Annotated in this window: 9 protein-coding genes and 1 pseudogene; 6 read left to right on the top strand and 4 right to left on the bottom strand. The window is 33.8% G+C overall.

The annotated features are described in order from the left end of the window. Positions 1-3 precede the first annotated feature (3 nt). From QWZ06_RS19290 to QWZ06_RS19305, 4 genes are all read left to right on the top strand, one after another. Positions 4-1,113, top strand: a complete 1,110-nt coding sequence (locus QWZ06_RS19290) for a putative phage abortive infection protein (protein WP_290300539.1) — start codon at positions 4-6, stop codon at positions 1,111-1,113. A 424-nt stretch (positions 1,114-1,537) separates the two neighbouring features. Further along, complete coding sequence (locus tag QWZ06_RS19295; protein WP_290300541.1) at positions 1,538-2,341, top strand: GIY-YIG nuclease family protein; 804 nt, start codon at positions 1,538-1,540, stop codon at positions 2,339-2,341. A gap of 54 nt (positions 2,342-2,395) precedes the next feature. Beyond that, positions 2,396-4,963 carry an AAA domain-containing protein gene (locus QWZ06_RS19300; protein WP_290300542.1) on the top strand — a complete coding sequence of 856 codons (2,568 nt, stop codon included), beginning with the start codon at positions 2,396-2,398 and terminating at the stop codon, positions 4,961-4,963. A 78-nt stretch (positions 4,964-5,041) separates the two neighbouring features. Beyond that, a complete protein-coding gene (locus tag QWZ06_RS19305) occupies positions 5,042-6,163 on the top strand; it encodes a DUF4236 domain-containing protein (RefSeq protein WP_290300544.1) in 1,122 nt (373 codons plus the stop codon). Between the two features lie 46 nt (positions 6,164-6,209). Here the strand turns inward: QWZ06_RS19305 and QWZ06_RS19310 are convergent. From QWZ06_RS19310 to QWZ06_RS19320, 3 genes and pseudogenes are all read right to left on the bottom strand, one after another. After that, a pseudogene (locus tag QWZ06_RS19310) lies at positions 6,210-8,287 on the bottom strand (type IA DNA topoisomerase). 115 nt (positions 8,288-8,402) lie between these two features. Continuing rightward, complete coding sequence (locus tag QWZ06_RS19315; protein WP_435384129.1) at positions 8,403-9,770, bottom strand: DUF3945 domain-containing protein; 1,368 nt, start codon at positions 9,768-9,770, stop codon at positions 8,403-8,405. An 87-nt stretch (positions 9,771-9,857) separates the two neighbouring features. After that, complete coding sequence (locus QWZ06_RS19320; protein WP_290300546.1) at positions 9,858-10,139, bottom strand: helix-turn-helix domain-containing protein; 282 nt, start codon at positions 10,137-10,139, stop codon at positions 9,858-9,860. A gap of 478 nt (positions 10,140-10,617) precedes the next feature. On the opposite strand from QWZ06_RS19320, the gene QWZ06_RS19325 reads away from it, so the two are divergent. Both QWZ06_RS19325 and QWZ06_RS19330 read left to right on the top strand, forming a co-directional pair. Further along, positions 10,618-11,577: a hypothetical protein gene (locus tag QWZ06_RS19325; protein WP_290300548.1), complete on the top strand. Its 960-nt coding sequence runs from the start codon at positions 10,618-10,620 to the stop codon at positions 11,575-11,577. An 89-nt stretch (positions 11,578-11,666) separates the two neighbouring features. Next, positions 11,667-12,656: a hypothetical protein gene (locus QWZ06_RS19330; RefSeq protein WP_290300549.1), complete on the top strand. Its 990-nt coding sequence runs from the start codon at positions 11,667-11,669 to the stop codon at positions 12,654-12,656. A gap of 45 nt (positions 12,657-12,701) precedes the next feature. Here the strand turns inward: QWZ06_RS19330 and QWZ06_RS19335 are convergent, their stop codons facing one another. Further along, entirely contained in the window at positions 12,702-13,310 is a 609-nt protein-coding gene (locus QWZ06_RS19335; RefSeq protein WP_290300551.1) for an alpha-ketoglutarate-dependent dioxygenase AlkB family protein, read from the bottom strand. Positions 13,311-13,313 lie beyond the last annotated feature (3 nt).

A 13,313-nucleotide genomic window follows, 5' to 3' on the forward strand; every position in this document is an offset into this window, starting at 1 on the left:
ATTATGAAAAATTTAATTGCCTCAAAATGGGTTCTATTCCTAGCATTCATTTTATTCTTATCATCTACTTATTTTATAACAGACCTTTCAAAATGGACAATAAATCAATATTACAAATTTATCAATCATCCAACAAATTTTGACGTCTCAACAACAGGACAAATCGGAGATACTATACGAGGGACGACAGGTCCGTTTATAGCCCTGTTAGCCGGCTTTCTAACGTTTATTGCATTTTGGGTTCAGTTCAAAGCTAATATTCAAGTACAACAGCAATTTAAGATACAACAATTTGAATCACAATATTTTGAAATGATTAGACTGCATAAAGAAAATATTAGTGAAATGAGAATTACTGGATATAGCTATTTAATGTCAACTACTCATAATTCTTGTGATACTTTAAATGAAACTATAACAAAAACACAAATTGAAAGGGTAGTTGAAGGAAGAAAGACATTTGTTTCAATGGTTAAAGAGCTCAACGCATGTTTATCTTTTTGTAAAGATATTGGAGATTCTTTGCAAGTTCCAGATGATATTATTTTAAAAATCGGATATAGATTTTTCTTTTTTGGTTCATTTTCACAATTAATTAAAGAAGATGAATATAAAATATTTATAAAGGAATGTAGAGCTCAGCTAAAAAATGTGAGAAAGGAACACAAGGAAACTTTTGGTGGAAAGAAAGATTTTGATTTAAACTCGGGGAAAATTGATCTTCATATTAAGTATGCACCATTTACAGGCCATGAATCTAGATTAGTACATTATTACAGACATTTATTCAGTACTGTAAAATTTGTAGTGAAAAACGAGAAAGAAAAGCTATTTGATTATGATCAATCACGGGAATACCTAAAAATTCTTAGAGCGCAAATGTCTAATGATGAACAAATTTTATTATATCACAATTACATTTCAGGTATTGGTGAAGATTGGGAAAGTGAAGAAAATCTATTTTTATCCAAGTATCGAATGTTACATAATTTGCCAATTGATAGAGTAAAACATGTTGAAAAACCAAGGAAACATTTTGCAAAAAAAATTATATCGATTGCTAAAAAATCTAATAGCAAATCTGATCCTATGTTTGAATGGGCGGATTATTAATGCTTAAATTTGAGCCACTTCTGTAAGACTCCATTATGTTATCAAATATAATAATTTAGCAGATTTTGCATTTTTAATTTTACAACCTAAGTTATATAGATATAATAGATTCATTATAGTACCCCATATACACTTAATGCATTTTGTAACAATTCGCATCAAGTTGTTAGTAAACAACCAATAACCCATGCAAAATACGACACCAAATACCAACAGAAAGCAAGCAATCTACATTCATGGTAAAGAAAGAACTGATGAGATAGAATCTCATTCCTTTGAGGGTAATAATTGCGTCGCAATATACGAAAGTAGTGGTAAAGCCTATTCTTATTTTCAAAGTAGATTAAAATTCAATAAGATTAAATATATCCAATTATTAATTTTATAACTTAGGTTTAAAATACAATTTCTGATAAATTACTTTATGATTAATGCCATAGAAATTCAAAACCAATTTGAAAATTCTTATTTTACATTAGACGAAGAGTTAATACATCTTTTAAATAAAGATGACCAGACGGGGCAGCTCAATAATGTTATTATTGGACTAAATAAAGAATGCTTTGGTCTTCGTCTTTTTGAGGATAAAGAAGAACCTATATTAATTGAGATTTATTACGTAAACAATAATAGGAAACTTAAGGGAAATTTAATAAGAATAGAGTTAAATAACCTTAATTACCAATTTTTATTGTTACGATTTTGTGCATTATTAGCAATACATTATTCTGAAATAAATGAAATCCACGCATTTAACACTTTTCAAAAACAGCTTCGAACTATTTTGGAAAAAGATGGCTATTTTACAATTACGAACGTGGATATTAAAGAGCTTAGAAAATTTGGTCCAAATGGAGCATTAATCAACTTACATCATAAAGCTATTAAACAGATTGATGTAATACCTATTGTTGATTTTTATAGAGAAATTTTCAAGGATAGCTATAAAAAAGTTTCTGAAAACCACAATAATTACGTGTATCTTATGATTAATACGGAAACTTCATTAATAAAGATCGGATACAGCAAAAATCCATTATTTAGAGAAAAAACATTACAATCACAGGAACCTCAAGTTTATTTAATTGCTTGCTGGAATGCAAATAAAAGTGTTGAAACCGAACTCCACAGAAAATTTAAAAAAAATAGAATTCGTGGTGAATATTTTAAACTAAATTTCAATGAGTTAAAAGATTTAAAAAATTTTATGTCGGAATATTGTTTATAAATGATAATTCAATATTTTCACTTCATGTCCTTATATTTGTAACAATTAAGAACCATGCAAAATTCTACATCACAAACCTTTAGAAAAGAAGCAGTCTATATCGATGGTAAAGACAGAACTGATGAGATTGACTCTTATTCTTTTGAGGGTAATAAGTGTGTTGTGGAATATAAAAGCAGTGAGAAAACGTATTCTTATACTCAAAATAGAATTAAAATCGTAAGATCAGCTATTCAAAGTGAGAGAGCAGGAAATATTTTTTCTTATCTAAAGGCGATTGCAGAAAGTGTTGGATTGAAGACCGAGAAAGGCAATAACATTCTTGCCAATAGCTATGGGAGTATTAGTTTTATTCCTGACACTTCTATTCTTTACAATTTCCTTAATGGAAAAGAACCTGATAAGAATTACCACGCCTCTCCTATTGGACTCTTCCCCTTTGGTTTTAATTTAAGTCAGAGAACAGGAGTTGACAATGCATTTTCAAATCCTTTAAGTGTCATTGAAGGTCCTCCAGGAACAGGAAAGACCCAGACAATTCTTAATATTATTGCCAATGCTGTAATGAATAATCAGAGTGTAGCTGTTGTTTCAAGCAATAATTCTGCTACAAAAAATGTTTTTGAAAAGCTAGAAAGCAATGGAGTTTCTTTTATAGCGGCATTGTTGGGAAACAGCCAGAATAAAAAAGAATTTATCGATACTCAGAATGAAATCCCGGATCTTTCAGATTTTAGATTAGAGGAGGAACAGAAACAATCTCTTATGCAATCTACCACTCTTCTTTTTACTGAACTTGCTGAAAAATTGGAATTAAAGAATGAATTAGCTTTACTCAAGTTGGAAACCGATAAGATCCAAACAGAACATCAGCATTTTACAGATGATGTCGCGTTGGCAACGGAAATCCGTTTTAAAAAGAATGTGAGTTCAGATCAACTGCTTTCTTTATGGATTACATTGGAAGACTATGAGAAAAGTGGGAAAAGGTTTTACTGGTGGCGAAAACTGATATTCCCTTTTCTGTATGGGGTAAGAGATAAGATTTTTTATACCTTATCGTATGAAGAGATGATCAGGATTGTTCAGTCAAAATACTATGGGGTAAAAATTTCAGAGCTTAGTCTCAGAAAGCATGAGTTGCACAATACGTTACAGCATTTTTCCTTCCATGATAAAATGAAAGAATATACGGAAGGATCGATGCAGCTGTTTAAAAACAAACTCTACCAAAAATATAAGGGAGAAGAACGTTCAGAATATACTGAATGGGATCTTCGTTTTAAATCAGAGGAATTTATTAAAGATTATCCTGTCATTATGAGTACCACCTACTCATTAAGAAAAAGCCTTGCTGAAAATGTAGTCTACGATTATGTCATTGTTGACGAATCTTCACAGGTGGATCTTGCAACGGGTGTACTCGCTTTATCCTGTGCAAAACAGGCCGTCATTGTAGGAGATTTAAAACAGCTTCCCAATGTAGTGGATTCGGAAACAGCAGAAAATACAGATCAGATTTTTAAGAACTATGATATTCCGGAACCTTATCAGTATTCCAGTCACAGCTTGCTTTCTTCCGTGGCAGAAGTATTTCCGAAGGTTCCTAAAACACTGTTAAAAGAACATTATCGCTGCCATCCTAAAATCATTGATTTTTGTAACCGTAAGTTTTATAACGATCAGTTGATCATTCTTTCGGAAGGACAGACGGAAAGAGAGCCTTTGCTAGTCTATAAAACAACTGAAGGCAACCATGCCCGTCAACGAGAGAATCAACGGCAGATTGATGTGATTATTCAGGAAATCATTCCACAACAAAAGCTGGAGGGTGTGAATCTGGGAATTGTAACGCCTTACCGTAATCAGACCTTAGCACTACAAAGAACATTTCAGGGAACAGATATCAAAGCTGATACGGTGGATAAATTTCAGGGAAGAGAAAATGATGTGATCATTCTCTCTACAGTAGATAATGAAATCTCTGAATTCACCGACAATCCAAACCGTCTGAATGTAGCCATTTCCAGAGCCAAAGATCAGCTGATTCTATTGGTGAATGGAAATGAAAGTGATAATGAAACGAATATCTCCGATCTGATCCGTTATATTGATTACAATAATTTCACTACTATAAATAGTGAGGTACATTCTATTTTCGATTACCTATACAAAGGGTATGAAGAAAAAAGAAGAACGCTTTTATCGGATCAAAAAAAGAAATCTGTTTTCGACAGTGAGAATCTTATGTATGCGCTAATCAGGGAAGTTTTATCTGACGATCAATTTTCAAAATATGGCGTTATTCTGCATCATCCATTGAGAAATTTATTATTAGATTTTTCCAAATTAACTGCTGAAGAAGAACGATACGCCAGACATCACGCTACACACCTTGATTTTCTGATCTATAATAAGCTGGGGAAAAACCCTGCATTGGCTATTGAAGTTGATGGTTATGAGTATCATAAAACGGAAAGCAAGCAAGCTGGAAGAGATCGTATGAAGAATGAGATTTTAGAGAAGTATAGAATACCTTTGGTACGATTTTCCACTACAGGAAGTGGTGAGAAAGAGAGGTTGATTAGCAAACTAAATGAAATAGCGAAGAATAATTCCTGATGAGATTACGGTTTTCCGTAAACTTTTCTGTCTGTAGTAGTTTAGATTTGTGACTACAATCATCTTAAAAACTATATCATGGCTTGGTCATACAGAAAGAGAATCAAAATAATTCCCGGTGTACATTTGAATTTCAGCAAAAGAGGAATTTCTACGAGTATTGGGGTTAAAGGTATGAGTGTAAATTTGAGTTCGTCAGGCACGAGACTTAATACCAATTTTTCAGGTTTTTCAAATTCATACAGGCTTTCTGGTTCATCATCACCAAGGACTCCTTCGCAATCTTATCCTGATCCACAACCTTTTTACACTGAGTTATCAGATAACATTTTTAGTGCCGATATTCATGAGATCACATCTCAAAATATGGCAGGTATCAAAGAATCTATCTTAATGGCTCAACAGCAAAAAGCGGAATTGAAGACGGATCTGAAGAAAATAAAAAAAGCGTTAACCTTTACCAAGACCAAGAAAGTTGCAAGTTATATCTTTATATATGGGTTGGTAAACAAAAATATTGTACAACAGATAAATGAGGATATTAATGCACAAAAAGAAGCTCTTAAAGAAACCAAGATTGTAATTGATAACTCGGCTGTTAATATCGATATACAGTTCGATGATCCCTCTAAGAGAAAGTATGAACAATTACAGCATTCTTTTAAAAATCTAACCACAGCGCATAAAATATGGGATATTACCGGAGCACATTTTCAGGATCGTGTGGCTGCCCGGTCTAGCGCCAGCACGTTGGTCAACAGAAAAGATGCAAGAATTGGTTTTAAATCACTTCCCATCATCACATCAAACTATGAAGCCATATATTTTCAAAATGTAAACGGAGCGGATTTATATTTTTATCCAACATTTATACTGATGTATAAAAATGATCACAACTTTGCAATTATTGGGTTTGATGAACTTAATGTTACATTTTCTTCTGTAAGTTTTACCGAAACCAGCAGTGTTCCTCGTGATTCAAAAGTTATTAGAAAAACATGGGCGAAAGTCAATAAAAACGGAACTCCTGACAAAAGATTCAAGAGCAATTATCAGATACCTGTTGTTCAATACGCAAGGCTGAGGTTTTCTTCCAGTAATGGTGTTAATGAGGAATATCAAATAAGTAATTTTGAATTCGCCCAAGAGTTTGCAAATTCATTTAAAGAGTATAAAAGTTTGTGTAAGGAATTAACTTAAAGTTGATCTCAGAAAATAATACGTTTAGAAAACAATCTTTAAGTGTCTAGCAAAATTTAAAAATCAAATTTACTTTATCATCTAAAGTTAAATAAGCATCAAATTTTTTACCGTTTTTGCTTTTCATGTTTTTGATTAAGGATGTTTTGTTATGAGTTAATAGTAAAGTAAGATCTTTAATACTGAGTTGTACTCCGCATATAATTCTGAAGAGAATCCAACTGCATTGTTCATCTGGGCATTTATGATTTTGTCTTTGATAATAAGAGTATGTTGTTGGCATTTGGGGCATTTTAATTGTAGGATATTTTCTTGGGGAATATGGAGTGATAAAAGTTCGCTGGTAATTTCTGCTGTGTAGGCTTGGATGTCGTTCATGAATTGGGTTTTATTGAGTTCACCTTTTTCAATTCTATCCATTGCTATTTCCCATTCTGCGGTCATTTGGACATTGCCTATTTTTTTGTCTTTGACAAGGTTGTAAACCTTTAAACCTTTATCTGTAGGATGCAGCGTTTTGCTTTTCCTGATGATATAGTTTCTGCTGAGCAGGGTTTCGATAATGGAGGCTCTGGTAGCTGGAGTTCCGATGCCGATATTGGAGAGTGCTATCTGTTCTTCTTTGTTTTCAATAGATCTACCAGCATTTTCCATCGCTGATAAAAGGTCAGCTTCTGTGAAAAGTTTGGGAGGCTGGGTTGTTTTTTCAAGTAAGTCGGTTTTTGAGATCTTCAATTCATCTCCTATTTTGAATTCCGGAAGTTCAGTAAGGACTTCATTTTTATTATTGGAATTTTCATTGTCAGACAGAATTCCTTTGATGGCTCTCCAGCCTTTGTTGAGTATTTTTGATCCCTTGATCTGGAATTCATAATGATGTACTTTTATCATGATATGGCTGACTTGTTTGGTGCAGGCATGGGATAGGGATTCCAATAAGCGGTAAGCAATCATATCATAGATGGTTTTTTCCATAGCGCTAAGTGCGGAAGGTGTTTTGGTTGTTATGAGTAATCCGTGATGGTCGGTAACTTTTACATCATTGACGATCCGCTTGTTGAAGTTTCCGAATTTTAAAGTAGATATGGCTGGTTTGAAATGATCGGTTGCATTGAGGATTCTGACCAGCTCAGGAATTTCAGGCCATAAGTCTTCAGGAATATACTTGCTGCCGGTTCTGGGATAGGTAATGAATTTCTTTTCATATAAGCTTTGGGCAATCTGTAAAACCTCATCGGCAGAAAGGCCAAGCTTTCTGTTGGCTTCTTTCTGTAATTCCGTGAGGTCAAAAAGTAAAGGAGACTGTTCCTGCACTGTTGTAATGGATATATCTTCTACAACAGCTTTTCCCTCCCGCTCTATAGATTTTTGGATTTGTTCTGCCTGCTTTTTTTCTTCCCATTGTAATAGTGAAAGGCTGGTGAAATCTGTATATTCTTTTCTATGGCTCAGCTGAATTTGAAAGTACTTTTGCTTGGTGAAGTTTTGATGCTGAAGAAATCGTTGACAGATTAAAGCAAGGGTCGGTGTCTGCACTCTGCCTAATGAATAAACATCTTGGTTTCCTGCGATGGTTAATGCCTGAGTGGCATTGATTCCTACCAGCCAGTCCGCTTCGCTTCTGGCTTTAGCAGCTTGATATAAACCGTCAAAGGTATCGCCTGGTCGAAGATTCTTAAAACCTTCCTGTATTGCCTTTTCGGTAAGGGAACTGATCCATAGTCTTTCGAAAGGTTTGTTGCATTCTATGTAATGATAGATATAGCGGAAGATCAGCTCTCCTTCCCTTCCTGCATCTGTGGCTACAATAATACTGCTGCATTGACTGATGACTTGTTTTATGGTGTTGAGTTGTTTTAAAGCCGAAGGATCAGGCTCATAGCCTTTTGTTTTCTTAAGTTTTTTGGGAGTGAGAATAAAAGGGTTCGGAAAGATAGGCAAAGAGGCTTTGTTAAAGCCTCTTATACCATAATCCTCCGGCATTCCTAATGCGATCAGATGTCCTAATGCCCAGGTGACACAATAGCCGTTACCGGATAAATAACCATCTTTCTTTTCATGGGCTCCCAACAATTGTGCGATTTCTCTTGCTACACTCGGTTTTTCTGCGATGATTGCTTTCATATTATGGATTTAGATGATTATTATAGTTTTTGTCTTCTTGGTTTTCTAACCTTTTTTTGCTGATCTTCCTGCTGTTTATTAACAGGCTGCTGCTGTTTTGATTCTAAAGGCTCCTTTACATTTTTAGTAGCTTCATTGGTCTTACCCTGGGTGTTAACCGCAGTTTGGGTTTTATGATCTTCTGTAGGTTTTGCCTCCTCTTTAAGTTTATTAGGATGAGTGAATGAAAAGTCGGTTTTGGAAGTTTCTTTGTTGAAGGTAATATAACCTTGATAGGCTTTGCCCTTAGCATCGGTAAGGTCGTCAACATAACGGTTTGCCCGGCTTTGAACTTTTCATACTGTGAATCGTCCAGTTCTTTTCCTCGGAATACTTTGGGTGCTTCCTGATCCGTAGGTTGAGTTTGCTGTTGGTTATGATTGTGCTGTTGACTTTGTTGTTGATTCTGATTATTGTTGAACAAAAATTCCACATACCGCTTATCCGCATTGAACTGTACGGTGGCATTGAAAAGTTCACCTTTTTTAGAGGTCATGCCTTCAAGATATAATGAACCTCCTTCCAGTAGTGTTTGTTTCTGATGTTCATCAAGCCTAATTCCTTTGATTTCATCAGGAATTTTCATGTATTCTGCCCGATAGGCAACCAATTCATTGGTTAAACGGTCACGGCTGATCACTGATGGAATGATTTCATCTGTTTTAGGATTGACCAAATCTACTACCCTGCCCATATTCCCGGTTTCTCTAAGGTTTCTTTTGTCTTCATCACTGAATTGATGACCTAAGAATTTATTATTGAGACTGGGCTCTTTTCGGATTCCATGCAGATGAACGGCAACCTGTCCTGTATCTCCTGTTTGAAGAGATAACCGGACATCCATCTTACTAACCGCCGTTCCCAGATTAATAGTAATCGGAATTAGTGTGTTGGTTTTAAAACCTCTGAGTAATGAATCCATCGCATTCATTTTTTCAAGCTTCTCCTGATTAAGTCCGAATTTTTCCATCGTTTTCCAGTCGATCTGTTCAGGCTGAAAACGGTACTCCTGATTGTCTGTGTTGTTGTCCATTGTATTTTGATTTTTTGGATTGTTATTGTGTTGAGGTAAAACTTCGTAGCCTTTCAGCTTTTCTTTTTCTTCAGGAGATGCCTGATCAACATATTTTTGAAGATCGTTAGCGGTATTAACAGCATCGTATTCCGAAACTTTGAAAAAGTTGAAATGCGTGGGATTTTTAAGTTGCCGATAAAAATTAGAAAAGAAGTTGGAGAATAGATCGCCGTGCTTATCAACTCTGATCAGCGGCTCATTATCCTTTTTTTCTTGTGGAGGAACCTTTTGCAGGTTCCCATCTTGATCAATTCCTTTGACCATTTCAACCTGATTGGTGTGAATGTTCAGTACAAGGAGTGTGTCTGTTGCCGGTTTGAGTTCATTGGGTTCCTGAGGGTTTATCAATTCCTTTCCATTGTATTTCATTTAATGGAACCAAGGTATAGGTCAATTAAGAAAATCCTAAAGATTGGAATGGTGATGAATGGTTTGGCTGTGGATGTCTTGTTACGATCAAGAGTTTAAACATTCTCTGATCAATTGATGGACATCCGAAAGTTTATAGTATAACTTTCCGCTGATAGTATAGTAAGACAGCTTTTTATCAGTCCGGTATCGCTGTAATGATCGGGAACTTATTTTTAAAAGCTGTAAAACATCCTGGTTATCCAGAAGCTGTTCGCCGTCTATTTCTATAAATCTGGACTGATTCTTAAGCATCTGTTCTTTTAGAATATCAAATCTTTCCATGATTCTCTCCATCCAGGTTATAAACTCTGTTCTCTCGATATTCATAATGGTGATTTTTATGATTGTTGGTGATGTAAAATTGGACAACAGAAATCATATAAAATCACTACTTTTTCGTAGTAACGAAATTTTTTCATAATTTTTAGCAAAGTTTGAGTTTACATTTTGATATATTTTCACTCACCCTTCCTTAGATCCGTTAAGTATTAATTTCTTGTATAAATAGTTCAGATATTGAAAATTGGTTGTTCTGCAAGTTCTTATATTGGATAGTAACTTAAAAGCAATAATTAAAAAGTGGTTATACATCTGACACACAAAAATTAGCCGATTTTTATAATATTTAAACTTGGAATGATTGTAAAAAAAGGAGTGGTAAAGAAAGAACCTTAATCAAAAGATTATACGTAATTTTAAGCCAATACTTATGGGTAAAATTAACATGATCTTCCTTTTTTTCTGGCATTAAAGTTTTATCAATTGGTATTATAAAACGATCCAATGAAAACTTCTAAAATTAAATATGCATACAGGAATCTTATACAACGATATCGAATTGGGATATTCTCCAATTAGTTCTTATCATCTAGGGTTATTAACACGGAACAAAAATTTCTATAAGAATGTTATAGATAGTCATTTATATATTATTGCACAAAGAAAAGAAATCACTTTTCATAAATTATCTTACTCAAAGAAAAGTATAAAATTTGAAATCCATCAAGAACATAATAATAAGATTATCAACTGTGAGCTTCCGTTAGACCAAGATGGTTTTAGACTAGATTTAAAAAAAGATATACAGTTTCGAATACATGACAGAAGAAACACTTTAGAAAAAAAAATAGAATATCCTTTTGATGGAATGCAGGCATTTTCTATCCTAAGGACGAATCCTTTAACCCAAAACAGTGAATTAGTAGTTTGGGTTTCACCTGATAAACTTTTTTATCATCATTGGAAAGGGGATCTTATCGCTAAATTTTCCGATGACTATCTTGATATGTTGAATTTCAAAATACATTATGTAGGCAAATCCACTGAACAAAATATTTGCAAAAGATTGTCAAATCATTCAACTTTTCAGGAAATATTAATCAATGAAACTCCTCTTAGTTATGGTAATATTCCATCAAATGAGATTATGGTTCTTCTTATGAGGATATGTGATAATAATAGTATTGTTAGCTGGGGTAAAGAAGCCACGCCGGAAGAAATGGCTGACTTTATCCTAAATTATCAACTTCCTAGTGATAAAACGGTTTCATTAGATGCTGAAAAAGCTTTAATAAAACATCTACAACCTCAGTACAATAAGATTCTTTATCACTCCTTTCCTCAAAACAATGATCTTGTTAATATGGATTATCATTCTGTAATCTTATATGCTTTCCGTGATCCCATTTCTTTATTGTACAATCAAGGAGTTATGAAAGGTGGAAAATTTGGAGAAGAGCGAGACTATATTGCTGTAGAACGATGAACTAAAAATTAAATCCTACTTTTATAAATAAAAAAAATACTAATCAACCAATACACTACTTCTGTAGTGGTTCAAAATTTAATTAAAATATGAAATTTCAAATCCCACCCGTTGAAAATGCTACAGACTTTGAAGATTTGATATGTGATTTATTCAATGTACAAAACAATACAGATACTTTTAAAAAATTTGGTAAACAAGGTCATAATCAAAAAGGTATTGATATTTTTTCTGTTGAACATGATATTGCTATCCAATGTAAAAAGAAAGACTTGTCAAGAAAACATTCTCTTTTGAAAAAGGAACTATTTGATGATATCGAAAAGGATGTAAAAAAAATAATGATCAGTGATCTCAAGATCAAATTTAATAAGCTTTTCATTGTGACTACTTTCGAAAATCATCCTGATTTTGATGAATTATGTGAAGATATAAAGCAAGAGTACAACTGTCATTTCGAAATCATATTTTGGGGCTGGAACACCATTCAGGATTTTATATTAAAGCATGAGACCATACTGCATCAATATTATCCTAAGTTTATAATCAAAATCGACCATGAGGAGCAGGATTTTTTACGAAATCAGGATCTTAAGAAACAAATAAAAAATGATTTCAAAGATTGGCTAAGCTATTCCATGGATAAAAGGAAAAGAAAACCAAAAATGTTAATCAGAAAGTTCAATGATAAAGGATATCCTTCATCTAATAATCCTAATGAGTTTGGAAATTACGATTGGTATAATGCAGGCATATACCAAGAATATCATAAAGGATTAGAATTTATTGATCAAATACTTGAGATTGTTAGCCTTCCCAACGGTAAATGGAGATTTGCAGAACAGGGTGAAATATTGGATGATAAATATAAAGTCTATAAATCGGAAGAATTAATTATTCTGATATTGTCAGCTATGATATTGACGGTAATAACATTGATCGGCAGCCACATATTTTTTGTAAATTTTTATATGAGGGCACTCCTTATGAAGAAATATACTATGTTGATGTTGATAAAATTTATAACAGATTTGAAGAACAGGATCAGGAAAAGGGAAATTGAGTTAACATTAACTTAACTTGCTTATAAGCCTATAAATTCACATCTTTACATTCATCATTAATTATCCTGCTTTTATCAGACGAAAAGTCAGATTAATGCGTTCTTTCATTCGTATATTTGATTTCGCAATGCGATGCTCCCAGTTTTCTTGAAGATCTCCTTTCATAATGAGTAGTGATGCGTGAGGCAGTGGCAGACTATATTTACTCTGATGATGGTCTTTCTTTCTGAAATCAAAGTTTCTGGTTTGTCCAAGGCTGATGGATGCAATGACAGGTCGTTTTCCATATCGGCTTTCCTTATCCCGATGCCAGGCAACGGAGTCATTATGATCACGGTATAGATTTAACAGAACCCCATTGAATTGGCAGCCAAATTCCTTTTCAATTCTTTGTTTTAATGAAAACAATTCAGGAGTCCATGGATTGGTTGGCTTTTTATCTGCTTCAGAATCATTATATTTTGAATCCCCATACCAAGCGGTCAATCTTGGAGTAAGCACCATCTTATCATACATTTTTTGAGTACGCTGTTCCCAGGGAGCAGTTTCCAACAATTTGTTTTTAAGCAGATCGGCTTCTTCCCTACTCAGAAAACTCTCTCTGTATTCCAAAAGGTCTTTTGGAAACTCATACAACTCTTCTGCATCAAATAAACTAAGCTGACTCATTGT

This window comes from Chryseobacterium tructae (assembly GCF_030409875.1).
GTDB classification, from domain to species: domain Bacteria; phylum Bacteroidota; class Bacteroidia; order Flavobacteriales; family Weeksellaceae; genus Chryseobacterium; species Chryseobacterium tructae.